This window comes from Telluria sp. ZT3P26, from assembly GCF_059686035.1.
Window position 1 is genome coordinate 516,944 of the sequence record NZ_JCASII010000003.1, and the last position, 26,614, is coordinate 543,557.

The window sequence follows — 26,614 nt, forward strand, 5'->3', positions numbered from 1 at the left end:
CGTGACGCGGGCATGCCCGCTGTCGCGCTATGGGTTGTTCACGCAGGCCAGCGTGCCGCCGGCAACCTGGCTGCGCACGCCGGCCGCGATTGCCGCGGACAGCCTGGCCAGTGCGGCGCGGTGCCCGGCCACCAGCGCCTCGTAACCTGGCCCCACGTTTTCCTGGAACACGCTGCGGCAGGTCTGCACCGTCCCGCCATCGACCTTGCGCACATTCCAGACGGCGTCGATCAGCGCGTAACTGCCTTCCTTCGACTCGAAACGCTGGACGTTGGCACCGATGCGGTACAGCGTGCTGCCGGCAGGTGCCGGGTTGCGGTAGACATCCACGCCGCCCAGCTCGGCGGCGATCCCCAGCGACAACCCGGTGGTGATTTCATCGGCCAGCGGGCCGGCCCAGCGATGATGCTCCATCAGCTCGATCTTGCCGCCCTCGCCCGCTACCATCAGCTGGGGCCGGCGCACCTGCGCGGGAATCGTCACGGGGCGCATCTCGAAGAACAACGGCGCACTCGCCGCTGCCGGCGGCACGACCGTGGCCGCGCCGCCGCTGAGGGTATAGAACTGGTCGGTCGGTGTGCTCGAGCAGCCTGCCAGCAGCAGCGGGGCTGCCAGCGCCGCGCCGGTCAGTGCGCGGCGCGCCTGGGTAAACAGCGTCATTCTTTTTTCTCCTGAGGTTTGCCGCGAATGAGCGACTGCGGATTGCGTTCGAGGTAATCGGCCAGCGCATCGATCCTGGCCATCGTGTCGGTCACCGACTGCAGCGCCTTGCGCAGGTCGGACTGCAGCGGCGCATCCTGCGCCAGCACGCTTTCGGCGCTGGCGAAGGTGGCCTTGGCGGCGTTGAGCGTCTGCTGCATTTCAGGCAGTACCTTGCCATCGATCCGTGCCAGCGTCGCGTTGGCCTGCACCAGCGTGCGGTTCAGGTTCACGCCGATCTCGTCAAACGGAATCTTGTCCAGTTTGCCAGCGATGCGCGAGATCTGGCTTTGCAGCTCGTCGAGCTGGCCCGGCACCGTCGGCAAGACCAGCGTGTCGCCCTGCGCGGCGATCGTCGCCTTGCGGGCATTCGGGAAGAAGTCGAGCGCGATGTACAGCTGACCGGTCAGGAGGTTGCCATTGCGCAGCTGCGCCCGCAGGCCGCGGCCCACCATCGCGGTCAAGGCGCGCAGGCCGCCGTCTTCGCGTTCCATTGCCGCCATGAAGCCCTTGCCGAGACGCCCCGGATACAGGTCGACCGTGATCGGCATGGTGAATTTCTGGCGTTCGCGATCGAATTCGATGCCGACCGCGCGCACTTCGCCCAGCGCCACGCCGCGGAAATCGACGACGGCGCCCGGCGACAGGCCGCGCAGCGACTGGTCGAAGTACACCACGGCCGTCACCGCCGGCCCGTCAGGCGGGCGCAGCGCGGCGCTACGGTCTTCGGACAGCACGAAGCGGGTACCGGCCGGCGCCGGCGTCACCGGCTTGCGGTCGTCGGCCGATTCGAATGCGATGCCGCCGGTGGCCAGCGCCGCCAGCGACTGGGTATTGAGTTTCAGGCCGCTTGCATCGAGGCGCAGGTCGACGCCGCTGGCATGCCACCAGCGCGAATCCGGGCCCACCAGGCCGATGTAGGGCTGTTCGACGAACACCGACATGTCGATACCGTGCCCGGCCTTGTCGAGCGCCACCGATGCCACCTGGCCCACGCGCACGCGCTTGAAGTAGACCGGTGAACCGGGTGCCACCGAACCGAGCGTCTCCGCATGCAGCTTATATTCGCGGCCTTTCAGGCCAATCGGAATCGGCGGCGCCGTTTCCAGGCCGGTGAAGCTGTTGGTTGTGTCTTCCTTGACCCCGGGCGCCGCGCCGATGTAGGGGCCGGACAGCAGCGTGCCCAGGCCCGAGACACCGCTGGCGCCGATTTGCGGCTTCACGACCCAGAAGCGCGAGTCGATGGCGGTGAAGCGGTCGGCCTCCTTGGCCATCTCGATCTTGGCCACGACGCGGTTGCCGTCTTCGCCGAGCGTGACCGAGACCACGCGGCCGATGTCGACGTCCTTGTACTTGACCTTGGTCTGCCCGGCCTCGAGCCCTTCGCCACTGGAGAAATACACATAGACGGTCGCGCCCTTGTTGGTCACCCAGCTGACCACCTGCCAGGCGCCGATCAGCGCAGCGAGCACGGGAATCATCCAGATCAGCGACGGCAGCCAGCGGCTCGGGCGGTCGACGGCGGGCGAAGCCGCCAGCGGCGCCGATGGCCCCACGGGTGGTCCGGGCGGGGTTGGCGGCGGTGTGCCCGGTGGTGTTGCGCTGTCCTGCTCAGACATGTGGTTCTCCGTTCGATTCAATAGGGTCCCAGATCAGGCGCGGGTCGAACTGGTGCGACGCGACCATCGTCACGATCACCACGCAGCCAAACGCAATTGCGCCCGGTCCGGCCGTGATCACCACCAGCGCATCGAAGCGCACCAGCGCGACGGTCAGGGCAACCACGAAAATATCCAGCATCGACCAGCGGCCGACGAATTCAATGGCGCGATACGCGCGCGTGCGCGCCATCGGCGCCGTGCGCGAACGCGCCTGGGCAGTGGCGTTGAGCCATGCCAGCGCGGCGAGTTTCGACACCGGCACCACGATGCTGGCCACGAAAATGATGATGGCCAGGCCCTTCGAGCCGGTGTTCCAGAACAGCACGACGCCGCTCATGATCGTGTCGCCTTCCGTGCCCCCGATCGAGCGGGTATACATCACGGGCAGCATATTCGCGGGAATGTAGAGCAGCGTGGCCGCCAGCAGCATGGCCCAGGTCCAGCCGACGCTGTGGGGAATCCGGCGGTGCAGCGCTGCGCTGCAGCGGGCGCAGCGATCGGTGCCGTCGCGCGACGGACAGGTGTGGTTCACCAGGCCGCAGGCGCTGCACGAGACCAGCACCGAATCGGCTTCGGGAATCGTGGTGGTCTGGCGCGCCGGATCGGATTTGCGCAGCGGTGCGAGACGGTCGGCCAGCGCCCACAGCGCTTTCGGTTCGTAGCGCATGACGAGCGCGCACAGGACCGTCAGCACGCCAAAGGCGAACAGGGCCGGATGTGGCTCCACGCGCGCCAGGCTGGTCATCTTGATCACGGTGATCAGGATGCCGATCATCAGCACCTCGGTCATTGCCCAATGGCGGGCGCCCTGCACCGTGCGCAGCACGAGGTTGAAACCGGGCACCCGCACGCCCCGGGTCAGGCCGAGCGCCACGTAGAACAGCGAAGCGAGCTCGATGCCGGGAAAGATGATGGCGCAAAAAAAGACCATGGCCGCGATGACCTGGTCTCCCGCCCCCCAAAGCACCGCCACCGCCTGGTACAGCGTGGCGCCCGAGAGCATGCCGCCCATCTCGAGCGTGACGATGGGGAACCACTGCGCCAGCAGGAACACGAACACGGCGCCCAGCGTCAGGGCGGCCAGCACCTCGGCCTGGCGCGCCGGGCTGCCCTTGTGCCAGCGGTACAACTCGTGCTGGCAGCGGGTGCAGCTCGCGCGCTCGCAGGCGGCCAGCGGCCGCCAGTGATACAGGCTGCCACAGTCATGACACGCGACCAGTTGATCCGTTTTCACCCACTCCCCTTACACCAGTGCTTTCACACTAGGTATTATGACCGAGAGCAACTGAACGTGCAGTTCCAACGTGAGCGCAGTCCGATCAGAAGCGGACCTTGAGGTAGGCCGATGGGCCGGTCAGCTTGAGGTCGATGTCGGCCGTGCGTTCGCCATTGCGGTGCAGGTCGATTTTCTGGATGCCATAGTCCAGCACCAGGCCGACGTTCTTGTGCGGGAAGTATTCCACGCCGACCGCGCCGTTATAGATATGGCCTTCGACGTTGCCGCCGTTCTTCTTCACGCCCGAGGCTTCCGCATAGAAACGGACCTGATCGTTCAGGGCGTGGCGCCATGCCAGTTCGACAGTCGGGGCCCAGACGCTTTCGCTGGCCGATGCAGAGCCGCTCCACGAGTAGTTTTCCACTGGCGCGGTCGAGCTGACGTTGGCCGTCGCCGAACCGGAAATCTTGGCGCGCAGGTGGGCTGCGCCCAGGCCGACGCCGAAGACGTTCTTTTCCTTGCCAAACCACAGCTTGTACGACAGGCGCGCCAGCTCGATGCGCAGGTTGGCATCCGCGCGGATCGTGCCGCTGACCGGACGGCCTTCGTACACGGTGTCGCCATTCAGATCGGCGCCGTAGCCCTCATCGAAGCGGAAATAGTCAAACGAGATGCCGTGGCTGTCTCCGATCAGGACTTCGCCCTTGACGCGTGGCAGCGTGACGTCGCTGATCTCTTCGTCCGGCGTATCGACGCGGCCGTAGCGCGTGTCGCCACCCAGGTGGATTTCAGGCTCGGCATAGAACGCGCCGGCCGAGATGCTGACGCGGTCGAGCGCTGGCGACTGCTGCGCCTGCGCCATGCCTGCTGCGGCGGCGCCCAGCAGAATGGCGCCCTTGAGCGCGCGGACGAGGGTGGTGTGAACGGACGGGGCAGCAGTGCGTGGTGCAGGGCGGGACATGGATTCTCCGGATAATCAATTGAAAGAAGTGCCCGCCAGACTGTGTCTCGACGCGGCAACAATTAATTATCGCAAGATGTTAGTTTGCCAACCCACACGATTGAACTGACTTTGTGGTCATTAAGCCACACGGGAATGTCATGTCATGCAAGTTGCATACATGTGACATCCGCTCCGCGTCATTACACGAACGCACCCGGTGCTTTGCAAGTCATGGTTTATCATCCAGAAACATTAACCTTTTCACAAACGCAGCCAATGAAGCAATTTACCCTTCCGCAGAATTCGTTCCTGCTCCTGCTCACGATCGTCACGATCGCTTTCCTATGGATCCTGCTGCCGTACTCCGGCGCCGTGTTCTGGGGCGTCGTATTCGCCATCATCTTCGCGCCGTTGCAGTCAAGGTTGCTGCGTGCGACCAAGGGCAAGCCAACCGTCGCCGCCCTGCTCTCGCTGCTGGTCATCGTGCTGATGGTGCTGCTGCCGCTGGCAATGATCACGGCGTCTCTGGTCGACCAGGTTGCCGGCATCTATACGATGGTCAGCAGCGGCCAGATCGATTTCGCGGGCTACTTCCAGATCGTGATGCGCGCCTTGCCGAACTGGGCCATTTCGATCCTCGAACGGTTCGAACTGACCAACCTGGCGTCGCTGCAGACCAAGATCACCGAATTTGCAGCGCAGATCAGCCAGGCAGCCGCCACCTACGCGCTCAATATCGGCCGCAACACGCTCGACTTCGTCGTCAGCATGACGATCATGCTGTACCTGCTGTTCTTCCTGCTGCGCGACGGCCGCATCCTGGCGGCGCGCATCCAGCGCGCCGTGCCGCTGAGCGTCGAATACAAGAGTCGCCTGTTCCAGAACTTCACGACGGTCATCCGCGCCACGGTCAAAGGCAATGTGCTGGTCGCGGTTGCACAAGGCGCGCTGGGCGGCCTGATCTTCTGGATGCTGGACGTGTCCGGCCCGCTGCTGTGGGGCGTGGTGATGGCGTTCCTGTCGCTGCTGCCGGCGATCGGCGCGGCACTGGTGTGGGGGCCGGTTGCGATCTACTTCCTGGTGACAGGCGATATCTGGCAGGGCGTGGTGCTGGCCGCATATGGCGTGCTCGTCATCGGTCTGGTCGACAACATCCTGCGCCCGATCCTGGTCGGCAAGGACACCAAGTTGCCCGACTATGTGATCCTTCTGTCCACACTGGGCGGCATGGCGCTGTTTGGCCTGAATGGCTTCGTGATCGGGCCGGTCATTGCCGCCCTGTTCATTGCAGCATGGGATCTGTTCTGCCGCTCGGACGAGTTCCAGGAAGAGTAAAGGGCAAGAGTAAAGGGTAAGATACGCGCTTTGCCCCGGCCGGCATCCTTTGGCCGGGGTGTTGCCGCAACCCGATTCAACGAGACATTCAATGCTGACTACCCTGCTCGACTGGTTCCTCCACCTGGACCGCCACCTCGCCGTACTGGCCGCCGAATACCAGCTGCTTGTCTATGTGCTGCTGTTTGCCGTGATCTTCGTGGAGACGGGCGTGGTCGTGATGCCATTCCTTCCTGGCGACTCGCTGCTGTTCGTCACCGGCGCGCTGGCCGCCAAAGGCATGCTGTCGCTGGAAATCCTGATCCCGCTGCTGATCTTCGCTGCAGTGACGGGCGATATCGTCAACTTTGCGATCGGCAGTGCGTTCCGCGAACGCGTCAAGCGTGGCTACCGGTTCCGGCTCATCAAGGAAGAGCACATCGCGCATACCGAACGCTTCTTCCTGCGCCATGGCCCCAAGACCATCGTGCTGGCGCGTTACGTGCCGATCGTGCGTACGCTCGCGCCGTTCGTCGCGGCACTGGGCAGCATGCGCTATACCACCTTCCTCGCGTACAACGTCGCTGGCGGCACCTTGTGGGTCGTTTCGCTGACGGTTGTCGGCTACATCTTCGGCAATATCGGCTGGGTCAAGGACAACCTGACCGCCGTCATCATGGGGATCATCGTGCTGTCGCTGGTGCCAGGCATCGTGGCCTGGCTGCTGGAACGCCACCGCGGTCGCCGCGCCGACGGCCAGGCCTGAGCCAGCGGCAGGGGCTGCGGCGTCAGTGAATCAGGCGGCGCAGACCGCCACTGGCAGCGCCAGCGAGACGGTGGTGCCCTTCCCCGGGCCCGCGCTGCGCACGAAGATCGACCCGCCATGGGCTTCGCAGACGCCCTTGGCGATCGTCAGGCCCAGCCCGGCGCCGACGGGCGCGCGACCCGGCGCCAGCGCGCGCCGCTCGAACGGTTCGAAAATGTGCTGCAAGTCTTCGGCGGCGATACCCGCCCCGCAATCGATCACCTCCGCGCGCAGCACATTGCCTTCGATGAACACCCGAAGGCAGATTTCTTCGCCGTCCGGCGTGAATGCGCTCGCATTGCACAAGACGTTCCCCAGCGCTTGCGCAACCCGCTCCGGATCACACAACAGCTCGGCGTCGGGGTTATCCACTTCCACGATCAGGCGCTGGTTGCGCGAACGCACCAGTGTTTCCACCGCGTCGAGCGACAGGTTCACGATCTCGTGTTTCGTGCACGTGCGTGGCTCGACCGGGAGGTTGTGGACGCAATCGACGCGTGACGCGTCCAGCAGGTCGGCGATGAAACGCGCGAGCTGCCGGGTTTGGCGCTGCACGACGCCGGCCATTTTCGACACGACCGGATCGTTGTTGGCACGCTGCAGGAGGCCCGCGATACTCATGATCGGTGCCAGCGGGTTGCGCAGTTCGTGCGCCAGCATCGCCAGGAATTCCTCGCGGGCATGGGCAGCGTCACGTTCCCGCTCCTGCAGCCGGCGCTGTTCGCTGATGTCGGTCAGGCAGCACAATGCGCCCACGACGGCGCCGCCGGCGTGGAACACGGGCTTGGCGTGAATGACGATCCGGCGCGGCTGGCCATCGCGGCACACGGCGAGCAGCTCGGTCGGGGATGGCGTCGCCCCGGCGGCGGCGAGCGCTGCCGGGCTGGCTTTCTTGTCCAGCAACTGGCCATCCAGCGACCGCAGCGTCTCAAAACCGTCCCAGCGCATATCGCTGACATGCGGACAGTCGTCGCCCCAGATGCGCCTGGCTGCCGCGTTGACGTGCACCAGCGCGCCCGTGGGCGAGCAACAATATGCAGGACATGGCATCTGCTCGATCGCCCATGCGTACGATTCGGGCCAGCCATTGTCCAACTCGCTAAATTCGCCTTCGAGAGGCGTGTTCTGATGGGTCATGGTGCAAATGCGGAAAGAGCACCGCTATCGAAGTCTCAATCGACATTATCGAGGTTGCAACATTTGCACTGCGTAGGAGACACACTACCATTCTTGTCGGAGGTTGACGTGCAGGTGCCGGAAGAGCGTTGCCGGCAGCGCCAGTGTCCGGGCGCGAAAATGTGGCTGTAAACGACAAACGCCCCGCATCGGGCGGGGCGTTGCATCGATGCCGGGACGGGCCCGGCAGCACGATCAGTGTGACACGATCGGCGTGATGCGATCAGTTCGACTTGGCGTGCGCAGCCAGGCGACGGGCCACGGCTGGCGACACGGCGTCGGCGCCACGGGTCATGCGGTACAGCGCCCAGACATCGGCGCTGCCAGTGGTGCGGGCTGCAGCCGCTGGCGCAGTCTTGACTTCACGCACGAAATCGAATGCGGTGCTGACCAGGGCGGACAGTTGGGCAGCGAAGGACGGGCGGAGGGACAAGGTGGTCATGATTTTCTTCCTGTTTATTTGATCTGGTATGAAGCTAGTATGCGCTCTATCAGATAGAAATCAAATTGCGATCCATGATAGTCGTCATTCACAAAACAACTATCTTGGAAATCGATATTTGATCGATAACAGGAAACCACACGGTCTTAGATGCCAGCCAGCGCCAGGCGTCCAACCGGCGCTTCGTGACTGCGCGCTGGCGCCGTGCGGACAGCACCGACGTGTACGTCAGTCTTGAACACGCTGACCACATCGGCCAGGTGCGCCGCTTGCTCCTGCATCGAACCGGCGGCAGCGGCGGCTTGCTCCACAAGCGCGGCGTTCTGCTGCGTTGCCTGGTCCATCTCGGTGATGGCAGCATTGACCTGCTCGATGCCGGCACTCTGCTCGTCGCTGGCGTGGGAAATTTCGCTCATGATCCCGGTGACGAGAGAAATGCTGTGCACGATATTGGTCATCGTCGTGCCCGCATTGTCCACCAGGCTGGTACCGGCTTCGACTTTCTGCACCGAGTCGTCGATGAGGCCCTTGATTTCCTTGGCCGCTGCCGCCGAGCGGTGCGCCAGGTTGCGCACTTCGCTGGCGACGACGGCAAAGCCGCGGCCCTGTTCACCGGCACGCGCTGCTTCCACGGCGGCATTCAGCGCCAGGATATTGGTCTGGAAGGCGATGCTGTCGATCACGCTGATGATGTCGACGATCTTGCGCGACGACGCATTGATCTCGCTCATCGTGCCCACCACTTGCGCAATCACGGCGCCGCCCTGCCCGGCAATGCTGGCCGCTTCGGAGGCCATCGTGTTGGCGCGGCGCGCGTTGTCGGCATTCTGGCGCACGGTGGACGTGAGTTCTTCCATCGACGACGCGGTTTCTTCCAGCGAACCGGCCTGCTGCTCGGTACGGCGCGACAGGTCGAGGTTGCCCTCAGCGATTTCGGCCGATGCCGTCGCGATCGTTTCGGTGCCGGTGCGTACCTGGCGCACGATCCCGAGCAGGTTATCGTTCATTTTTTGCAGTGCCGTCATCAGCTGACCGGTTTCGTCGCGGGTCGTGACGGTGAACTCGCTGCCCAGGTCGCCTGACGAGACGCGGTCGGCAACGGCCACCGCATCCTGGATCGGACGCACGATCGAACGGGTGATGAAAATGCCGAACATGACACCCAGCACCATGGCCAGGCTTCCCAGGCCGATCAGGGTCGTGCGCGCGGTGTCATGCGCTGCAAAGGCGTCGGCCACGAACTTCTCCGCCGACTTTTGCTGCGCAGCGGCGAGCTTGCTGATCGAGTCGACGTAGACGACGCTGGTCGGGAGCATCTGGGTCTCGAAGATGCGTCGTGCGCCTTCCGTGTCGCCAGCCATCCTGGCCGCCAGCAGCGCCTTGCGTGCTGCAGCATAGGGCACCCGCGCCGCCACGACCTCTTCGAGCTGTGCCTGCGACTTCGGGTTGCGCAAGCCGGCCTTGATCGTTTGCTGCAATTCGGTGGAGCGCACCGAGCCGGCAGCGATGCGGTCGCCGATGATCTTGACCTGTTCCGGCTCGGGCGTGTGGTAAGCCATCTCGACCAGCACGCGGTTGACTTCGATGATTTTCGCCCACTCTGCCACGTTGCGCTGGTTCTTCATGCTGGTATTAACCACGCGGTCAGTCGCGTCCTTCATGTCGCCCATGCGACCGAGGGTAACGACAATCACGATGGCCATGAGTAGCAGGACGGCCGCATAGCTGAACGCCAGGCGTGTGCCAATTTTTAAGTTTTTCATCAAACGTTGTCCGGGAAGGTGGGAGAGACCGGCGCCCTGCGTATGCAAGGAACGCCGCGTGGCAAAGATGCCCAAAGGCAACATGATCGCACAGGCGAGAAACTCATGTGTTGCACACGGCCAACATCTCCCATCAATGGCGGCGAATCCCTGCGTAGTCCGCGTAAATGCTTTGAACCTCAAGCATGGTCGATTCGGCATGCATGCAATGCGCCCTGACCGACGTCAGCTGCCTGCAACAGGCGTGATCGCGCGGAAGATCTGGATGACTGCCGGCCCCAGCAATACCACCAGCAACGCGGGAAAGATGCAGAAGATCAGCGGAAACAGCAGCTTGGTCGCAATCTGCGCCGCCTTTTCCTCGACCAGTTGCCGCCGCCGCGTACGCAGTTGCTCCGATTGCACGCGCAGCGCCGTGCCGACGCTGGTGCCGAAGCGTTCGGCCTGGATCAGCATCTTGACCAGCGCATCGACGTCTTCCACGCCGGTCCGCAGCGCCAGGTTGCGCAGCGCCTTTTCCTTGGCGCTGCCGGCGCGCAGTTCCAGCGTCACCAGCTGCAGTTCGTCGGCCAGCACCGGGCTTTTCAGGCCGATCTCGCTGCCCACGCGCGCCAGCGCCGCATCCATCGCCAAACCCGCTTCGACGCAGACGGTCATCAGGTCGAGCGCATCGGGAAAGCCCTCGAAGATGTCGCGCTGCCGGTTGGCGACGCGGCGCTTGAGCAGGAAATCCGGCAGGTAGTAGCCGATGCTGGCCGCGCTCACCAGGAACAGGAAGGTCAGCGCCAGCGGCCGGTTACCGTGATGCGGCAGCGCGATCCAGACCAGCAGCGGCAAGCCGAGCGTCAGCGCCGTCTTGGCGGCGTGGTATAACCCGGGGGCCGAGGGCGCACGCCAGCCGGCATTGATGAAGCGCAGCCGCAACGGCGACGATTCCCACCCTTCGGTCGGCACGGACAACCTGGCCAGCGGCTCGGCGAATTCGGCCAGGCGCTCGCGCCAGCCGTCACCGCGCCTGGTTTTCGGCACATCGCGCTCGTCCAGCGCGACCAGGCGCGCCTTGACGGGGTCGCGCGTGAGCAGCAGCAAGGCTGCCACCGCAACGCCAAACACCAGCAGGAACATCACCGCCAGCATGACTATTTTCGGGATGGTCATCGTGTCGTTCTTTCTTTACATCCGGATGCGCACGATCTTGCGGATCGCCAGTACGCCAAAGCTCATCATGCCCAGCGCCGCGCCGCTCAGCTGGCGCCCGATCGGGTCGTTCACCAGCACGCCCATCGTCTCGGGATTGGCCACCGCCATCATGCCGCCGGCACCAAACGGCAGCAGGCACAGTACCCAGGCCGAGATGCGGCCCTCGGCCGACAGCACGCGCACCTGGCCGGCCAGCTTGTGGCGATCGCGGATGATGCTGGAAATCGACGTCAGCAATTCGGTCAGGTTACCGCCGCTCTCGCGCTGGATCAGCACCGCCACGACGAAGTACTGCAAGTCCATGCTGGGCACCCGCTGCGCCAGGTTGTTCAGCGCGTCGCCCATCGAAACGCCGAAATTGACTTCGTCGAAGGCGGTCTTGAACTCGTCGCCCAGCGGCGCGCTCACTTCGTCGGCCACCAGTTTCAGGGCGGTCGGGAACGCGTGGCCGGCGCGCATCGCGCGGCTCATCATGTCCAGTGCCTCGGGCAACTGGCGCTCGAAACGCACCATGCGTGCGTCGCGCGCACGCGTCAGGCGCAGCAGCGGCAGCCAGCCGGCAACGAGCATGCAGGCCAGCAGCCCAAGCAACGGCAGGCGCAGCAGCAAGGCGGCCATGAGTCCGCCGAAGGCACACGCTGCGCAGACGGCCAGCAGCGACGCCGCCTTCTGCGCACTACCCGCCTGCAGCAGCATGCGGTCCAGCCGGTACACGCCGGGAAGACGCTGCAGCAGCGGTTCGAGCTCCGGATTGTCGGACAGGCGCCGTTCCTTGACGATGGTGACATCGAGCTCGCGTGTCTCGCGCCCGATCACGCTGCGCAGCCGGCGCGCGATGCGCTCGGCTTCCGGGTTGTTGTTCGCCTGCCAGGCCGTGTACACGCCCCAGACCAGCAGCAGGACGGCGGCAAACACCAGCAGGATGAACAGGAGGAAGGTGGTATCCATGCCCGGGGTCCTAGCGCGGCTCGAAGATGTGCGGCGCCAGGTTCACGCCGAACGTGCGCAGGCGCTCGGCGAAGTGCGGCCGCACGCCGGTGGCGGTCGCCTGCCCCAGCACCGTGCCGTCATCGGCCACGCCGGTCTGCCGGAACGTGAAGATCTCCTGCATCGTGATGACGTCGCCTTCCATGCCCGTCACTTCCGTGATCGACAGCACCTTGCGCTTGCCGTCGGTCAGGCGCGAGACCTGAACCACGACGCCCACGGCCGACGCGATCTGCTGGCGCATGGCCTTGGGCGGCAGGTTCGGCGCGGCCATGCTGATCATGTTTTCCAGGCGCGTGAGCGCTTCGCGCGGCGTGTTCGCGTGCAGGGTTGCCATCGAGCCTTCGTGACCGGTGTTCATCGCGCCCAGCATGTCCATCGCTTCTTCGCCGCGCACCTCGCCCAGGATGATGCGGTCGGGCCGCATCCGCAGCGCGTTCTTCACCAAAGCGCGCTGGGTCACTTCGCCCTTGCCCTCGATGTTCGCAGGGCGCGTTTCAAGACGCACCACGTGCGGCTGCTGCAATTGCAGTTCGGCCGCGTCTTCGACCGTCACGATGCGCTCGTTGTGGTTGATGAAGCCCGAGATCACGTTGAGCATCGTCGTCTTGCCCGACCCCGTGCCGCCGGAGATCACGATATTGACCTTGGCCTTGCCCAGGCCCTGCAGCACCTCGGCCATGTCGGCCGTCATGCTGCCGTAGGCAACCAGGTCGGCCAGGCGCAGCGGGTCCGCCGAGAAGCGCCGGATCGACATCACCGCGCCATCGATCGCCAGCGGCGGGATGATCGCATTCACGCGCGAGCCGTCCGGCAGGCGCGCATCGACCATCGGGCTCGATTCGTCGATGCGGCGGCCCACGCGCGAGACGATCTTGTCGATGATCTTCATCAGGTGCGCTTCGTCGGTGAACGTCACGTCGGTCAGTTCGAGCTTGCCGCGCCGTTCGACATAGACCTGCTTGTGCGTGTTGACCAGGATGTCCGAAACCGTCGGGTCTTCCAGCAGCGGCTCGAGCGGGCCGAAGCCCAGCATCTCGTTCTGGATGTCGCGCGTGAGCATCTTGCGCTCGGCGTCGTTGATGACGACCATCTCTTCTTCGAGCAGACGCTCGACCAGGAGGCGCAGCTCTTGCCGGATCTGGTCGCCATTGAGGCGCTGCATGCTTTCCAGGTCGATGCGGTCGAGCAGCGCCTCGTGGATGCGGGCCTTGAGCTGGTGGTAGGCGCGGTTGTCGATCGGCCCGCCGCGCACGGCGGCGGTCCGTGGCGCCGGGGCGCCGGTGGTCACGCGCGTCGGCGTGTTTGGCGTCGTGCTGCTGGACAGCGCTGCGCTGCCGAGGCGTTCGCGCAGCGACGCGGAAGGGATCATGTTCATGTCGTTGGACTCCTTGAGCAGTTCGCGGGTCATACGTCAGTCTTGCGGCGCTTGAACAGGCGCGCCATCACGCCCGCCGCCGCCTGTGGCGCGGCTTCGCCCGTCTGGCTGCGCGCCATCGTCATCAGGGCGACGCTGAGCGGACTCTCCGGCGCCAGGCGCGTGATCGGCACGCCCTGGTTGACCGACTTGGCCGCCGCATCGTAGTGGTTCGGCATCGTGCGCAGATGCGTCGTGTCGAACGCCTGCTCGAGATCCTTGAGCTTGATGTCGCTGTTGTTGTCGTGGCGGTTCACGACGATTTCGACCTTGTCGCTGCCGTATTCGAGGTTGCGGAACACGTCGAGCAGGCGCTTGCCGTCGCGGATGTACGGCAGTGTCGTTTGCAGCACCGGGTAGATCGTGTCGGCATGGTCGAGCGCGCGGATCGTCACCGGATCCAGGCTGCGCGCCACGTCGAGCACGATGAAATCGTACTGGCGGCGCGCCAGCTTGATGATCGCGTCGATGTGTTCGGGCTTGACGTCGCTGGCGTGGGCCGGATCGGACGGCGCGGCCAGCACGCTGAAGTTGGGCGTGACGGCGACCATGCTCGACGACAAAAACGACGGATCGAGCCGGTGGATCTGCGTCGCGACATCCGACAGCGTGGCCAGCGGCTTGCTGTCCGAGACGAACAGCGACGCGTCGCCGAACTGCAGGTTCATGTCGATCATCGCCACGCGCTTGGTGCCGCCCGCCGACAAGGCGTAGGCCAGGTTGGTGGCCAGGAAGGTCGCGCCGCTGCCGCCCTTGCACGAGATGAAGGCCAGCACCTTGCCCTGCGCCGCGCCCTGGCTGCCGAACTTCTCGGCGATGTGGTCAACGGCCTTGGCCAGTTCGGCCGCGCCGGGCGTGGCCGGCAGCACTTCGCGCACCCCGGCGCGCATCGCGCGCAGCAAAAAGTCCTGCGACAGGTCGCCCGACAGCACGATGAAGGCCATGCGCGGGAACAGGTGGCCAAGCCGCTCGAGCTGGTCGAGGTCACCCTCGTCGGCGCGCGGCTGGTCGACCACCAGCAGGTCGGGGATGGCGTCGTCACTCATCGTCGACAGGCGCGCCGGGGTACCGGCGATCATGTCGACTTCGTCGCTGCCCGGGCGCGCGCGCAATTGGCGCGACAGCTCGATCAGGTGGCGCTCGTCGCGCGAAAGGACTGCGATTTTCATGATGGCCTCTACTTGTTCCCGCCGAATAGCGTGATCTCGACCTGCGGCGCGGGCGCGGCGAACGAGCCCTGGTAATTCTTGTAGGCGAGGATGGCGCTGCCGGCGTCGCTGCCCGGCACGGTTGGCGTGGCCTGGGGCGCGATGATCTGGCTGGCCATGATGTTGCGCACGGTCTTGCCGGTGCCGGCCGGCGTCCGGGTAGCGCAGCCGCCAAGCAGCAGACTGGCGCAGGTTGCGGCGAGGATGGCGGTGGTGGTCGTCTTCATGATCATTTCTCTTTGGCGGCAGGGGCGGCGCGGCCTTCGAGCCGGCCGCCGAGCATGAACTGGGTGCGGCTTGGCTGCACGTAGTCGTCGGTCGGCAACGCGGGCTGGGATTGCATCGGCTTGGCCAGGCGCGGCGTCACGATGAACACCAGTTCGGTGCGGTCATTCTGGAAGTCGCTGCTGCGAAACAGTGCGCCCAGCACCGGGACGTCGCCCAGCAGCGGGAAGCGCTTGATGGTGCTGGTCACGTTATTGCGGATCAGGCCACCGATGGCGAAGCTCTGGCCATCCTGCAGCTGCACCGTGGTCGCCGCGCGCCGCGTGGTAAACGACGGCAGGATCGCGGTCGCGCTGTTGTTGGTCGCGCCGGGCGTGGTGATGCCGATGCCTTCGCGATTGAGTTCCGACACTTCCGGCGCCACGCGCAGGTTGATGCGTCCGCCCGCCAGCACGGTCGGCGTGAATTTCACGGCCACGCCATATTCTTTTTCTTCCAGCGTGATCAGCGCCGCGCCACTGGACGAATTCTGCGCGACCGGGATGAAGATCTTGCCGCCAGCGAGAAAACTTGCCTCCTGCCCGCTGATGGCCATGACGTTCGGCTCGGCCAGGATCTTGATCAGGCCGTCGCGCTTTTCGCCGTCGATGGTCAGCTGCTTCATGCCGTTGCCCACGGCGCTGATGGCGCCGGCGCCGCCACTGAGCAGGCTCGATACGGCAGCGTAGGTCCAGTTGCCGTTGGTCTTGGAAAAGCCCGCCTTGGCGCCCAGCTGGTCCACCAGCGACTTCGAGATTTCGGCGATCTTCACTTCCAGCATGACCTGCTGCGGTGCGGCGATCGCCAGCATGTTCAATACTTTCGCGGCGGTTGCCGACCCCGCGGCGGGCGCCGCCGCCGGCGCACCGACGGACAGCGGCGACGGGCTGCCAGCGCCACTGTCGGCCTGGCCGCCAGCGGCAGGCACGGCGCTTTCCTGGAACGCGGTGGCCAGGTCCACCAGCGCGCTGGCCACGCCGACGTCGCTGACCATCCCCGACAGCACCACCGCGTTGCCGCTGGCGCCGATGCGGATATCGCGCTCGAGCGGGAACAGCGCGTCGAACTGCGCCCGCAGCGACGACGTGTCGATGGCCACGTCCAGGTCGATCACGGTCGAGCGCTTGTCGCGACCGGACACGATCAGGTTGGTGCTGCCGACGCTGCGCGCGACGATCACGACTTCGCTGGCGCCCGGGACCACGACGTTGGCCACTTTCGGGTCGCCCACCATGACGGCGCCGGCCGGCGTGCAGAAGCGCTTGAGGACGGATTTGCCGCGCATCAGCTGGAGCCGTTGATTCGCGCCGCCGCGCAGGTCGATGCAGTCGGCCCCTGCGGCGACCGGGACGGCGGCGTCCACCTTGGCGGCAGGGGCGGCAGCGCCGGCGTCCAGCGTCAATGCGACGGCGCAGGCCAGCAGGGTCTTGTGGGTCAATGTGGTCATGACGGATTCTTCAATCAAAAGCTTTGCGAAGCGGCGTCCAGGCCGCGGATCACCAGGACACCGTCGCGCGGCGCGCTTGGCTGACGTGGGGTAACAGGAGCAATGCGTGGCGCCGCATCACGGACCGGCGCCGGGGCCTGCGCCGACAGTGCCGGCAGGCCAAGCACCGATTCGCGCGTCGCGCCGGTCGTGTTGGCCGGCTGCGCCTCGATCTGGTTGCGCAGCACCAGCGACAGCGAACCGATCGAGCGGGCCAGGTCGAGCTTCTCGACTTCATTCGGGGTCAGCTCCAGCGTCACGGCATTCACGACGCGCGGCTTGGTGTCGTCCACGGCCGATTCCTGCGCCACGGCCAGCACCAGGATGCGCTCCAGTACGATCTTCGAGATCGAGCCGGCGTTCTGCGCCAGGTCGCTGTTGGTCGGGGCCAGGTTCACGAGGATGTCGACATAGTTGCCAGGCAGTGCAAAGCCGGCCACGCCGACGACGTCGTTGACGCGCACGGTCATGGCGCGCTTGCCGCTGGCGACCACCGCCGACAGACCGCCCAGCGTGCCGGCCGGCGCCAGCTTCGATTCGAGTACCGGCTCGCCGCGCGCAATGTCGCCCCGCGCGATGCGTCCTTCGAGCAGCTTGATGTCGGTGATCGCGCCCGGCGGCATCGAGCCGGCGGGCCAGTCGGTCAGTTGCAGGCTGGCCGGCAGGATGCGCGCGCCCTGCCCGATCTCGGTGGCGGCGACCACCACCCGGGTGCCCGCCGGGCCCTGTTCGCCCATCCACTTGGCCGCCAGTACCACGGCGCCCAGCGCCAGCACCAGCGCCACGCCGATGATCAGGATCGCTCTCGAATTACGCATGTTCATACTCCGTCGTGCCGCGTTCGCGGCGTTCTTGTGAGGCGGGCCGGCCCGGGGTGCCCGCGGCAAAATAGTTGTCCCAGGCCCAGTCCAGGGTGCGGCGCGAGAGTTCGGGCGCGCAGTCTTCGTAGCGCGCCAGGTCGCGCAACTGGCGCATCAGGTCGCGCGGGTAGCAGGCCAGCAGCGGCACGCCGCGCTCGCGGTGGCACGCCAGCAGGTAGTCGAAGGCCGCGGCGTCGAAGGTGACGCCGACGGATTCGCACGCCTGGCGGAACAGGCGCGTGTATTCGTCGGTCGACGCTTCGGGCACCTCGATCTTGTAGCCGAGGCGGCGCAGGAAGGCGCCGTCGGACAGGCGCTGCGGCACGAAATTTGACGAGAACACGATGATCACGTCGAATGGCACCTGGAACGTGTGGCCGGTGTGCAGCGTCAGGTAATCGACGTTGCGGTCCATCGGCACGATCCAGCGGTTCATCAATGCTTCCGGCGTGCAGCGCTGGCGGCCCAGGTCATCGATGATGAAGATGCCGTTGTTCGACTTGAGATGCGGCGGCGCCTGGTACAGGCGGGTGTGCGGATCAAAGCGCAGGTCGAGCATGTCGAGCGTCAGTTCGCCGCCGGCCAGCGCAGCCGGGCGGCGCACGCCGCGGATCCAGCGCAGGTCCGGCGCGCTGCCGCGGTCCAGGCCCGGTGCTTCCGTCAGCGCGGGCTCGGTCACGCAGTGCTGCACGTTGTCGAAAAACGGAATGACTTCGCCATCGACCATCAGCGCGTGCGGCACGGCGATCGTGCCGACCAGCAGGTCGCGCAGGCGCTCAGCCAGGTAGGTCTTGCCGCTGCCGGCCACGCCGTGCAGGAACAGCGCGCGGCCCGAATTCATGCCGGCGCCGATCTGGTCGAGCACGACCGGGTTGACGACGACGCCATCGAAGACGGCAGCCATCGCGCCACGCGTGACCTGCATGTTTGCCACGCTTTGCGCCTTGACCTGGGCGACATAGGCGGCCAGCGTGACGGGTGCCGGGCCGGCATAGGCATTGCGGCCCAGCGCGGCCTGGGCACGCGCGCGGCCGGCCTCGGTAAGGATGTAGCACAGGTCGGCGTCGGTACCGCTGTTGCCGATGCGCGCGACTTCGCACAGTTTTTCGGCCCGCAGGAACGCGATCAGGGGATCGATGACGCTGACATTGAGTTTGGTGTGCGCGGCCAGTTCCGCCAGGCGCATCTGGCCGCGCTGGAACAGGATCTTGCCCAGCAATTCGGCCAGGAACAGGAACGGCAGGCCGGTCTCGTCGACCGTGCGCGGCGCCCTGGCGTTCGATGGCGCAAGCAGAGCGAGGCTCACAGCGGCAGCTCCCCGTGCACGCGCAGCCACAGCACGCAGCCCGCGGTGGCGGTAGCAATTGCGATCGCGTACGGCAGGCGGCCGCTGGCAGCTTCGGGTGGCACCGTCGGCGCGGCGACGGTGCCGGCCAGCGCCGAGTAGGTCGTGTGCAGCGCCATGTGGTAAGCATTGGCGACCAGGCGGCGCAGATTACGCTGCCAGGCCGCAAACACCAGCGCCAGCACGCCGCCGGCCACCAGCGTGACCAGGCCGACAGTGAGGATCTGGCCGGCGCCGACGAAGGCCCCGACCATCGCCAGCAGCTTGACGTCACCGGCGCCCATCAGGCGCAGCGCGTACATCGGCAGCAGCAGCGCCAGGCCGAGCGCACAGCCGCCGAGCGCGGACAGGATGCCGAGCCCGCCGACCGGCGTCGTGAACAACCCTGCCCCTGCCGGCAGCAAGGCATGCAGCGCGAACGCGGCCAGCATGCCCGGAAACACGACGGCATTCGGAATGCGGCGCACGCGCACGTCGGTGAGGACGGCGGCGCCTAGCAGAGCGAACAGCAGCAGGAGTGGCAGAGTTGACAATGAATTCTCCGGGTAAAAAAAATCCGGCCGCGGGACAGCCCGTGCCGGATCGGGTCCACCGTGCGGCGGACGGGACGTCAATTACTTCGGCGTCTGGTTGATCTTGCCTGCCAGGTTCGTGAACATGGTGCTGATGTTGCCACCCAGCAGGGACACGGCGGTGATGATGACGCCGGCGATCAGCGATGCGATCAGTGCGTATTCGATGGCGGTGACGCCGTCTTCTTCTTTGATCAGGTTTTTGATGAAGTTCATGGTGGATCCTTTCAAGGGTCGGTAATCAAGCATTAGCAGGTTGGCTTTTATGCGCTCGTCCATGCAGCCATTGCCGCGATGAAGCAGACAACTGCGAGCAGAACCGAGAGAACGACATACGACATGGCCGGATTGCTGCTGCTTTCATACTGCTGTTCCGGGTTGTCTTCTCTGTCGTGCACCGTTCGCTCCTGTTCGCTTGCCGTCGTACCGCATGTCACGATACGCAGCGCATGAGTTGAATCTTACGGACCGGCAACTTTGTTGCCATCCGTCAAAACTACCTTTTTGAGAGGTACGTTGCGCCACAGCAACCCGGTACATTTGTACCGGGTCGCCGTACGGCGCATTCCGACGGAGAGGAAAGGCGAGGCGCAGTCAACGTCAATGACCTGGGTTGGCGCTGGGCCCTGGATGGCGGGCGGGTCAGTTCTGCAGACAATTGTTCTGCATTGCAATCAGCGTCATCAATAGACAACGCTGACTGCGCAAAAGGCGATGCCTCAGGCGAGGCCGTGCTTGATGGCGTAGACGTACAACTCGAGGCGGTTGGCCACGTCCAGCTTCTGGTAGATGGTGGTGAGGTGGTTGCGCAGCGTGCGCTCGGAGATGAACGCGCGTTCTGCCAGTTCCTTGTTCAGGGCGCCCTTGCCCTGCACGATCATGCCGATGACGTCGCGTTCGCGCGCCGTCAGCGTGCCGATGCGTTCGGCCTCCGGATCGGCCTTGGGCGCCGGCGCGACCAGCTGGCCCAGCAGCGCCTGCATCAGCGACTGGTCAAGCCACAGCTCGCCGCCATGCACCTTGCGCACGGCCAGCAGCACGTCGTCAGTCGGCGCTTCCTTGCTGACCACGCCGCGCGCGCCCGCTTTGACGGCGGCCGCCAGCGTGCCCTGGTCGCGGTTCGCGCTCAGGATCACGACGCGCGTGCTGCCATTGGCCACCAGCGCCGGTAAAAAGTCGATGGAGCTGCTGCCTTTCAGGTCGAGGTCGAGCAGCACGATGTCCGGGCGCAGCGCGGCGCACAGGGCCGTGGCCTCGGCGCCATCGCTGGCGCTGCCCACCAGCGTGAACGACGCGCCCTCGGACTGGATCAGGCGTTCGAGGCCCCACAGCATGGTCTTGTGGTCATCCACGAGCAGGATGCGGATGGTCATGATGTCTCCAATACGTTATGTCGGTGCCGGTCAGACCGGGATGCGGATGCGCAGCAGCGTCTGGCGCGCGTCGGCTTCGACGTCGAGCGTGCCGCCCACCGCCGCCACCCGCTCGGCAATCGAGCGCGGCACGAACGGTTTCGGCGCCACGGCGCCATCGGACACCGGGTTGAAGATATCGATCGCCAGCTGGCCGGCGTCGTCCTCGATCACGACGCCGGCCGTGCGTGCCCGCGTGTGCTTGCAGATATTGCTGATGCCTTCGGTGACGATCTGGAACACCTCGGCTGCCATGCGGTCGTTGGCCACGCCCTCGCCCTGCACCTCGAGCATCACGTCCACGCCATAGAAGGTCTGCACCTGGCGCAACTGGCGGCGCAGCGCCACCAGCAGTTCCGGCTCCTCCTGGCGCCCGCTGCGAAAACGCTGGGCGAAGTCGCGCATGTCGCCGATCACGTCCGAGCACATGGCCAGCAAGCGGTCGAGTTCGGGCGCCACGGCGCTGTCCTCACCGGCGCCATTGCGGATCGCGGCCACGGCATGGCGCAGGCCGATATACGGCTGGATGGTGCTGTCGTGCAGGTCGCGCGCGATGGTCTGGCGCTCGCGGAAGGCTGCTTCGGATGCCAGCCGGTCGAGCAGATCGATGGTTTCAATGACGGGAAACGCCTGCTGCACGATGTGCTTGAGGAACGTCGCATCACCACGGCGCAGGCGGCTGCCCGTGACGAAGATCCGGCCACTGCCCTTGCGCAGCGGCAGCGACGCGCTGACGAAACCATCGGTATCGAGCAGGTCGGCCACGTGGCCGCAGGCATCCATGTCCGTCCTGGACCACTCCTTTTCGCCGGTGGCCAGGCGCACCGCGCACACCCCGCCCGGCAGCAGGCGCCGCAAGCCGGCGCCGGGGCCACGGTACAGCGTCGCGCCCGGCGCCAGCGCCAGCAGCGGCTGCACGTCCTCGGCATCGGGCCGGCTGCGGCTGATCGGGCGGCCGGCCTTGGGGTGATGGGCGGTATTCAGGATCCAGCGCTGGTGGCTGTCCTGCATCAGCAGGGTGCAGGTGCTGGCGCCGTAGTAGCGCAGGATCTTGTCCATCAGCGAATCGAGCGTGTGCTGGACGCCGAAGCGCGGGTTGGACAGCCGGCTGACGTCGCGCAGCAGTGCCAGCCGGCGGCGCTGGTCGACCGACAGCCCGCCCCAGAACGCGATCATGTAGCCCAGCGCCAGCAGGAAAGTCGCGCGCAGCAGCAGGATGTGGAACGACTGGAAGCCCTGGACCAGCACCACCGACAGGGTCACGATGCCCACTGCGCCCAGCGTCAGCTTGGCGCCGGCATCGAACCCGTGGCGGAACGAGGTGGCCAGGATGGCGAACAGGAAGAACGAAAAGAACGGACTGGTGCCGCCGCCGGTGGCAAGGACGATCAGCCCGTACCAGATGATGTCGATCCAGTAGACATTCGGCCCGTGCCAGAAACCCGCCCGGTAGCTCGCGATGACGAGCAGTGTCAGGCTGTGCAGCACATAGCCACCCAGCACGGGCCAGGTCCATGCGCTGGAGGCGACCACGCCACCAGGACCGATGTACAGGGTCAGCAGCGCCGACACCGACAGCAGCACGCGCATCCCGAACACCATCCAGGCTTCTGCTTCGGGCGCAGCAGCCGATGGCGCGGCGACGCCGGGCGTGCGCCGGGCGGCAGTCATCAAACGACGGATATCAGGGTACCAACTCATGTTGTTGCGCGCCGACAAACGCGCGGACTCCTCGCTAAAACGGTTACAGGGCGTGATTATTGCCCTGTAGAATCCCTGCAGTTTATCGCATACAACCAACGCACACTCTCACAGTTGCCCGAATATGTTGTTTAAGAGACCCCAGCGTCAATCTGGCGCCACACTCGTCGAGATGGCGATCATCGCGCCCGTGTTCATGCTGGTCCTCGTGGGGATTATCGAGCTGAGCATGATGTTCTTCGCCACGCTGACCATGCAGTACGCGGTGCGTGAAGGTGCGCGTTTTGCCATCACCGGTCGCGCCAACGAGGGCGGGACCAGCAGCCAGCAGCGCTACGCCACGGTGATTGCGAAAATCCGCGACAACTCGCTGGGCATGTACGAGCGCACGAATTGCGTCGTGTCGGTCAATGGCAAGAGCTATGCGAGCACCAGCTACAGCAACGCCATGTTCGGCGGCGCGGGCGACATGGTGGTGCTGCAGCTCGACTGCGCATGGCCCGTAACGACGCCACTGCTCTCGGCATTCTTCACCGGCGGCCAGAACAATTTCGCCGTCGGCGCCACCATGCGAAACGAGTATTTCTGATGCTGCCCACGCCATCTGCCCGCATCCATCCTGCGCGCCGCCAGCGTGGCGTCGCAGCGGTCGAGCTTGCCCTGCTGCTGCCGATGCTGGTGGTGCTGCTGCTGTGCGCCATCGATGGCGCGCGCGCCTTGCAAGCCAATATCATCATCACCAATATTGCGCGCGAAGGCGCGAACATCCTCTCGCGCAGCGGGAGCGATCTGGACGACAGCAGCCAGGACACGATCAATGCGCTGATGGCCAGCGCCCCGCCGCTGAACGTCAACCAGCTGGGGATGATGTACATCACCCGCGTGATGGGCGAGGTCACCAATGGCGTCTCGCGCAGTGTCGTGCTGGACCAGTACCGCTGGGACGATGCCGAGCGTGTGCAAGGGTTTCGCCGCAGCGGCTACGCGCCACAGAGCAAGGTATATGGCTGCAGCGCCTGGAGCACCACCGGCAAATGCTCGAGCGTCAACAGCGCCTCGCGCCCGACCACGTTGGTCATGACCGGCAAGCTCGACCCTGGCGAAGTCGTCTTCGTGGTCGAGACGTTCTATCGCTTCGACATGCTGGTCAGCGGTTTCACCACCGGCAACAACACCCTGCCCACGTTCGGGCCCGACCTGTATTCCATGAGTGTGTTCTGAGATGAATCCGAATCTGTCCCGTCAAAGCGGTGCGATCGCCATCATGGTGGCCGTGTCGATGTTCGTGCTGCTTGCCGTGGTGGGCCTGTGCGTCGATGCCGGGCTGGCGTATCTGGTCAAGGCGCGCCTGAATGCAGCGGTGGATTCCGCGGCGCTGGCCGGTGCGCGCGCGGTCACGACCGGCAATAACCAGACGGAGCAGATCGCCAGCGCGCGGGCGGCGGCAGCCGACTTTTTTGCTGCCAATATTCCGACTAATTACCTGTTGTCGTCGCCACGCATCACCAGCACCAATGTAACCTTCAACGCCGGCCAGGCGACCATCGATGTCGTCGCCGAAGCCCCGATGCCCGTGTCGATCATGCAGATCATGAATTTCACGACGCTGACGCCCATCGCGGCAGCGCAGACGATTCGGAATGATCTGGATATGGCGCTGGTGATCGATACGTCCAGGTCTCTGCTGGGATCAGCATCGACTGTGAGAGCATCGGCGAAAAGCTTCCTCAACAAGTTCAATGTGACGCAAGACCGGGTGGCATTGGTCCACTTCGCCTCGGGTGTCGAAACAGACATTCCCATCAACCCGCTGGCACGTGGCTTCAATCGTGCGTCAATGAACAGCAAGATTAACGCATACAACTTCGATGGGGGCACGTCTTCATTCGAAGGCATGTACAAGGCTCGTGAACAGCTCAACACCGTACCGTTGGCAAATCGTTCAACGATGCGCGTCGTCGTCTTTTTCTCCGATGGTGCGCCCACCTCGTTCGGCTCTTATCTGACTTTCAATACGCCTACGGACTGCACCCGCGCAGGTTCTGTCGATCGTATCTTGAGAGAAGGCGGGCTTGGCAATCTGGGGAGCAGCGATTTCGATTTTATTAGCGAAGGCTGCAAGACGTGGCGCACGGTCAACAACAAAGATCAGCCGGCCGTAAGGAGGCTGCCGGACTGGTACAACGCGCGCCCCGAATCCGTTCGCGAATTCCCGATCGTGACGACAACACCTCGCGTCGTGACGGCTGACATTAGCACTCCGCAGCTTTTTGAAGGCAATATTCTGCGGGCGTCACGCAATCTTGCCGAAAGTATCGCTGCCAAAACACGAAGCGAAGGCGTCTACGTTTTTACCCTCGGCTTTGGTCCGGGACTGAAAGAAGCATTTTCATCTGATACGAGCACCAATGGCGAAATGATCATGAAGTGCATGGCCAACACGGTCGACGCGTTGCCACGTTGCCAGAAGCCAGACCAGCCGGTCGGCATGTACTGTTACGCGGCAACGGATGCCGACCTGACGCCCTGCTTCTCACGCCTCGCCTCGGCAATCTTGCGCATCACCAAATAAAAGCAGGTTGATCCGGGAGTAACGCAGCCATGCGCTAGAATCGCCCTCTTCGGTGCCGAGCGCACCAGCATTTGCAAGGTGGATTCACGTGTTTGCCGTTCTTGCCCTCGACATGGGGGCCGCCATGAAAACGCTGGTGCTCACGCTCGACCTGGTGGGCACCTTTGTGTTTGCACTGTCCGGCGCCACCGCCGGCGTGCGGCGTCATCTCGATCTGTTCGGCGTGCTGGTGCTGTCGTTCGTGGCTGCCACCTCGGGCGGCATCGTGCGCGACCTCCTGATCGGCGCCACGCCACCAGCTGCGTTTTCGGACTGGCGCTACCTGGGCGTGTCGCTGCTGGCGGGCGTGACGATCTTCTTCTGGCACCCGTTCATCCACCGCGCGCGCAATCCGGTGCTGCTGTTCGACGGTGCGGGCCTGGCGCTGTTTTGTGTCGCGGGTGCGCAAAAGGCACTCGTGTTCGGCCTCGAACCGGTGATGGCTGCGCTGCTGGGCATGCTGACCGGTATCGGCGGCGGCGTCGCGCGCGATGTGCTGCTGTCGAACGTGCCGGCCGTGTTCCGTTCGGATATCTACGCGGTCGCGGCGCTGGCCGGTGCGTCGGTGGTGGTGATCGGCGATGCCCTGCAACTGCCCACGACGCCGACTGCCTGCGTCGGCGCAGCCCTGTGCTTTGGCTTGCGCCTGGCCGCGATCCGCTATGGCTGGCACCTGCCGACCGCGCGCGGGATCGAGCCGCCGGACGCCAATGACCACAACCGCGACGGCCGCTGACTGCGGTCCGGCATATGCATGCACTACAATGGGGGCCAGCCACGCCCCCCACTGAATCGACATGAGCGCCACCGACCTGCCCTACCGTGCCACCCTGCTCGAAGCCTGCACCTGGCTCGAGCAACAGACCGCATCGCCCTGGACCCTGGCACGTCTGCTGGAACACGCGGTCACACCGTATGTCTGGCTCGATTACGACCCGGACCACGCCGAGCTGTTTGGCGACGCGAATGGTGGTTACGCGGCGCCGATCTTCTTCCAGGACGACATCGCGCGCCTGATTGCCGGCAGTGACGACGTGTTGATGACGATGACCAAGGACGCCTACAAGATCGTCGCGCACCTGCCGGCGCCGGGCTTCAAGCGGCCGCTCGATGCGCTGCGGTTCCAGAAAAAAGACCTGACGCAGCTGGTGGTCAGGCTGGAACGCGAGGCGCAGGCGGCCATTGCTGCCGCAGCCGCGCCACCGCCGGAGCCGAAGGCGCCAACCGAATCGGCCTTCGGCATCAACAAGGCGCAGGTAATCGAAGCGTTTGCCGCCAATGCGCGCATCGACCTGGGCGCGGCGCTCGACAACGCCATCGGCATCTTTGGTGACGATGGCGCGCGCGTGAAGGCCAGCGTGCGCAAGTCGAAACGCAACGCGGTGTGGAACCCGGTGACGCTGGCGCTCGGCCTGCATGACCTCCACCGCGTGCCACTGGGCCCGCTGCGGCGCGCCTTCAAGACCCACGACTTCCTGCTGGACTGGGAAGACGACTGGGAACAGTCGCTGCGCCTGCTGGGCAAATAGAAC

26 protein-coding genes are annotated in these 26,614 nt (G+C 65.1%); 7 read left to right on the forward strand and 19 right to left on the reverse strand.

All coding sequences use genetic code 11. The annotated features are described in order from the left end of the window. Positions 1–27 precede the first annotated feature (27 nt). The 4 genes from AC56LN_RS12985 to AC56LN_RS13000 all read right to left on the reverse strand — a co-directional run bounded on the left by AC56LN_RS12985 (position 28) and on the right by AC56LN_RS13000 (position 4,537). Positions 28–660 carry a PqiC family protein gene (locus tag AC56LN_RS12985; protein WP_499572241.1) on the reverse strand — a complete coding sequence of 211 codons (633 nt, stop codon included), beginning with the start codon at positions 658–660 and terminating at the stop codon, positions 28–30. After that, entirely contained in the window at positions 657–2,318 is a 1,662-nt protein-coding gene (locus AC56LN_RS12990; RefSeq protein ID WP_499572243.1) for a PqiB family protein, read from the reverse strand. The genes AC56LN_RS12985 and AC56LN_RS12990 overlap by 4 nt, the downstream gene beginning before the upstream one ends. Further along, a complete protein-coding gene (locus AC56LN_RS12995) occupies positions 2,311–3,594 on the reverse strand; it encodes a paraquat-inducible protein A (RefSeq protein WP_499572245.1) in 1,284 nt (427 codons plus the stop codon). The genes AC56LN_RS12990 and AC56LN_RS12995 overlap by 8 nt, the downstream gene beginning before the upstream one ends. 85 nt (positions 3,595–3,679) lie before the next feature. Continuing rightward, complete coding sequence (locus AC56LN_RS13000; protein WP_499572247.1) at positions 3,680–4,537, reverse strand: hypothetical protein; 858 nt, start codon at positions 4,535–4,537, stop codon at positions 3,680–3,682. Between the two features lie 258 nt (positions 4,538–4,795). Between AC56LN_RS13000 and AC56LN_RS13005 the strand changes: the two genes are divergently transcribed. Continuing rightward, complete coding sequence (locus tag AC56LN_RS13005) at positions 4,796–5,854, forward strand: AI-2E family transporter (protein ID WP_499572249.1); 1,059 nt, start codon at positions 4,796–4,798, stop codon at positions 5,852–5,854. A gap of 91 nt (positions 5,855–5,945) precedes the next feature. Continuing rightward, on the forward strand, positions 5,946–6,599 hold the full coding sequence (locus AC56LN_RS13010; RefSeq protein ID WP_499572251.1) for a VTT domain-containing protein: 654 nt from the start codon (positions 5,946–5,948) through the stop codon (positions 6,597–6,599). 30 nt (positions 6,600–6,629) lie between these two features. Here AC56LN_RS13010 and AC56LN_RS13015 read toward each other — a convergent pair whose 3' ends face one another. The 15 genes from AC56LN_RS13015 to AC56LN_RS13085 form a co-directional block, all read right to left on the reverse strand. Further along, positions 6,630–7,775 carry a PAS domain-containing sensor histidine kinase gene (locus tag AC56LN_RS13015; protein ID WP_499572253.1) on the reverse strand — a complete coding sequence of 382 codons (1,146 nt, stop codon included), beginning with the start codon at positions 7,773–7,775 and terminating at the stop codon, positions 6,630–6,632. A 262-nt stretch (positions 7,776–8,037) separates the two neighbouring features. Further along, complete coding sequence (locus AC56LN_RS13020; RefSeq protein WP_482898953.1) at positions 8,038–8,256, reverse strand: hypothetical protein; 219 nt, start codon at positions 8,254–8,256, stop codon at positions 8,038–8,040. 146 nt (positions 8,257–8,402) lie between these two features. Continuing rightward, entirely contained in the window at positions 8,403–10,019 is a 1,617-nt protein-coding gene (locus AC56LN_RS13025; protein WP_499572255.1) for a methyl-accepting chemotaxis protein, read from the reverse strand. A 225-nt stretch (positions 10,020–10,244) separates the two neighbouring features. Beyond that, positions 10,245–11,177, reverse strand: a complete 933-nt coding sequence (locus AC56LN_RS13030; RefSeq protein WP_499572257.1) for a type II secretion system F family protein — start codon at positions 11,175–11,177, stop codon at positions 10,245–10,247. 15 nt (positions 11,178–11,192) lie between these two features. Continuing rightward, positions 11,193–12,167, reverse strand: coding sequence for a type II secretion system F family protein (locus AC56LN_RS13035; RefSeq protein ID WP_499572259.1), 975 nt, complete (start codon positions 12,165–12,167; stop codon positions 11,193–11,195). 10 nt (positions 12,168–12,177) lie between these two features. After that, entirely contained in the window at positions 12,178–13,617 is a 1,440-nt protein-coding gene (locus tag AC56LN_RS13040) for a TadA family conjugal transfer-associated ATPase (protein WP_499572261.1), read from the reverse strand. Then, positions 13,614–14,792, reverse strand: a complete 1,179-nt coding sequence (locus tag AC56LN_RS13045) for a CpaE/TadZ family protein (RefSeq protein ID WP_499572263.1) — start codon at positions 14,790–14,792, stop codon at positions 13,614–13,616. Before AC56LN_RS13045 ends, AC56LN_RS13040 begins: the two co-directional genes overlap by 4 nt. 8 nt (positions 14,793–14,800) lie before the next feature. Continuing rightward, entirely contained in the window at positions 14,801–15,058 is a 258-nt protein-coding gene (locus AC56LN_RS13050; protein ID WP_499572265.1) for a hypothetical protein, read from the reverse strand. 2 nt (positions 15,059–15,060) lie between these two features. Further along, entirely contained in the window at positions 15,061–16,542 is a 1,482-nt protein-coding gene (locus AC56LN_RS13055; RefSeq protein WP_499572267.1) for a type II and III secretion system protein family protein, read from the reverse strand. 14 nt (positions 16,543–16,556) lie between these two features. Further along, positions 16,557–17,399, reverse strand: coding sequence for a Flp pilus assembly protein CpaB (gene cpaB / locus AC56LN_RS13060; protein ID WP_499572269.1), 843 nt, complete (start codon positions 17,397–17,399; stop codon positions 16,557–16,559). Next, on the reverse strand, positions 17,392–18,747 hold the full coding sequence (locus AC56LN_RS13065; RefSeq protein WP_499572271.1) for a DUF8689 domain-containing protein: 1,356 nt from the start codon (positions 18,745–18,747) through the stop codon (positions 17,392–17,394). The genes cpaB and AC56LN_RS13065 overlap by 8 nt, the downstream gene beginning before the upstream one ends. Continuing rightward, positions 18,744–19,319 carry an A24 family peptidase gene (locus tag AC56LN_RS13070; RefSeq protein WP_499572273.1) on the reverse strand — a complete coding sequence of 192 codons (576 nt, stop codon included), beginning with the start codon at positions 19,317–19,319 and terminating at the stop codon, positions 18,744–18,746. The genes AC56LN_RS13065 and AC56LN_RS13070 overlap by 4 nt, the downstream gene beginning before the upstream one ends. An 81-nt stretch (positions 19,320–19,400) precedes the next feature. After that, the gene (locus AC56LN_RS13075; RefSeq protein ID WP_499572274.1) at positions 19,401–19,574 is read right to left on the reverse strand and encodes a Flp family type IVb pilin; all 174 of its coding nucleotides are present in this window, start codon (positions 19,572–19,574) and stop codon (positions 19,401–19,403) included. Positions 19,575–20,077: 503 nt separating this feature from the next. Next, on the reverse strand, positions 20,078–20,731 hold the full coding sequence (locus AC56LN_RS13080; RefSeq protein ID WP_499572276.1) for a response regulator: 654 nt from the start codon (positions 20,729–20,731) through the stop codon (positions 20,078–20,080). A 30-nt stretch (positions 20,732–20,761) separates the two neighbouring features. Then, a complete protein-coding gene (locus AC56LN_RS13085) occupies positions 20,762–22,471 on the reverse strand; it encodes a sensor histidine kinase (RefSeq protein WP_499572278.1) in 1,710 nt (569 codons plus the stop codon). Between the two features lie 124 nt (positions 22,472–22,595). Here AC56LN_RS13085 and AC56LN_RS13090 point away from each other — a divergent pair, with 124 nt between their 5' ends. From AC56LN_RS13090 to AC56LN_RS13110, 5 genes are all read left to right on the forward strand, one after another. Further along, a complete protein-coding gene (locus tag AC56LN_RS13090; protein ID WP_499572280.1) occupies positions 22,596–23,060 on the forward strand; it encodes a TadE/TadG family type IV pilus assembly protein in 465 nt (154 codons plus the stop codon). Continuing rightward, on the forward strand, positions 23,060–23,692 hold the full coding sequence (locus tag AC56LN_RS13095; RefSeq protein WP_499572282.1) for a TadE/TadG family type IV pilus assembly protein: 633 nt from the start codon (positions 23,060–23,062) through the stop codon (positions 23,690–23,692). The genes AC56LN_RS13090 and AC56LN_RS13095 overlap by 1 nt, the downstream gene beginning before the upstream one ends. A gap of 1 nt (position 23,693) precedes the next feature. Beyond that, positions 23,694–25,043, forward strand: a complete 1,350-nt coding sequence (locus AC56LN_RS13100) for a VWA domain-containing protein (RefSeq protein ID WP_499572284.1) — start codon at positions 23,694–23,696, stop codon at positions 25,041–25,043. Positions 25,044–25,131: 88 nt separating this feature from the next. Next, positions 25,132–25,818 carry a trimeric intracellular cation channel family protein gene (locus AC56LN_RS13105; protein WP_499572286.1) on the forward strand — a complete coding sequence of 229 codons (687 nt, stop codon included), beginning with the start codon at positions 25,132–25,134 and terminating at the stop codon, positions 25,816–25,818. Positions 25,819–25,879: 61 nt separating this feature from the next. After that, positions 25,880–26,611, forward strand: a complete 732-nt coding sequence (locus AC56LN_RS13110) for a hypothetical protein (RefSeq protein WP_499572288.1) — start codon at positions 25,880–25,882, stop codon at positions 26,609–26,611. The last annotated feature ends 3 nt before the right edge of the window (positions 26,612–26,614 follow it).

Bases quoted from the DNA above. Each gene is read 5' to 3' on its own strand.
- AC56LN_RS12985 (WP_499572241.1), bottom strand. From the start codon at position 660: ATGACGCTGTTTACCCAGGCGCGCCGCGCACTGACCGGCGCGGCGCTG.
- AC56LN_RS12990 (WP_499572243.1), bottom strand. From the start codon at position 2,318: ATGTCTGAGCAGGACAGCGCAACACCACCGGGCACACCGCCGCCAACC.
- AC56LN_RS13000 (WP_499572247.1), bottom strand. From the start codon at position 4,537: ATGTCCCGCCCTGCACCACGCACTGCTGCCCCGTCCGTTCACACCACC.
- AC56LN_RS13005 (WP_499572249.1), top strand. From the start codon at position 4,796: ATGAAGCAATTTACCCTTCCGCAGAATTCGTTCCTGCTCCTGCTCACG.
- AC56LN_RS13010 (WP_499572251.1), top strand. From the start codon at position 5,946: ATGCTGACTACCCTGCTCGACTGGTTCCTCCACCTGGACCGCCACCTC.
- AC56LN_RS13015 (WP_499572253.1), bottom strand. From the start codon at position 7,775: ATGACCCATCAGAACACGCCTCTCGAAGGCGAATTTAGCGAGTTGGAC.
- AC56LN_RS13020 (WP_482898953.1), bottom strand. From the start codon at position 8,256: ATGACCACCTTGTCCCTCCGCCCGTCCTTCGCTGCCCAACTGTCCGCC.
- AC56LN_RS13025 (WP_499572255.1), bottom strand. From the start codon at position 10,019: ATGAAAAACTTAAAAATTGGCACACGCCTGGCGTTCAGCTATGCGGCC.
- AC56LN_RS13030 (WP_499572257.1), bottom strand. From the start codon at position 11,177: ATGACCATCCCGAAAATAGTCATGCTGGCGGTGATGTTCCTGCTGGTG.
- AC56LN_RS13035 (WP_499572259.1), bottom strand. From the start codon at position 12,167: ATGGATACCACCTTCCTCCTGTTCATCCTGCTGGTGTTTGCCGCCGTC.
- AC56LN_RS13040 (WP_499572261.1), bottom strand. From the start codon at position 13,617: ATGACCCGCGAACTGCTCAAGGAGTCCAACGACATGAACATGATCCCT.
- AC56LN_RS13045 (WP_499572263.1), bottom strand. From the start codon at position 14,792: ATGAAAATCGCAGTCCTTTCGCGCGACGAGCGCCACCTGATCGAGCTG.
- AC56LN_RS13050 (WP_499572265.1), bottom strand. From the start codon at position 15,058: ATGAAGACGACCACCACCGCCATCCTCGCCGCAACCTGCGCCAGTCTG.
- AC56LN_RS13055 (WP_499572267.1), bottom strand. From the start codon at position 16,542: ATGACCACATTGACCCACAAGACCCTGCTGGCCTGCGCCGTCGCATTG.
- cpaB (WP_499572269.1), bottom strand. From the start codon at position 17,399: ATGCGTAATTCGAGAGCGATCCTGATCATCGGCGTGGCGCTGGTGCTG.
- AC56LN_RS13075 (WP_499572274.1), bottom strand. From the start codon at position 19,574: ATGAACTTCATCAAAAACCTGATCAAAGAAGAAGACGGCGTCACCGCC.
- AC56LN_RS13080 (WP_499572276.1), bottom strand. From the start codon at position 20,731: ATGACCATCCGCATCCTGCTCGTGGATGACCACAAGACCATGCTGTGG.
- AC56LN_RS13085 (WP_499572278.1), bottom strand. From the start codon at position 22,471: ATGAGTTGGTACCCTGATATCCGTCGTTTGATGACTGCCGCCCGGCGC.
- AC56LN_RS13090 (WP_499572280.1), top strand. From the start codon at position 22,596: ATGTTGTTTAAGAGACCCCAGCGTCAATCTGGCGCCACACTCGTCGAG.
- AC56LN_RS13095 (WP_499572282.1), top strand. From the start codon at position 23,060: ATGCTGCCCACGCCATCTGCCCGCATCCATCCTGCGCGCCGCCAGCGT.
- AC56LN_RS13100 (WP_499572284.1), top strand. From the start codon at position 23,694: ATGAATCCGAATCTGTCCCGTCAAAGCGGTGCGATCGCCATCATGGTG.
- AC56LN_RS13110 (WP_499572288.1), top strand. From the start codon at position 25,880: ATGAGCGCCACCGACCTGCCCTACCGTGCCACCCTGCTCGAAGCCTGC.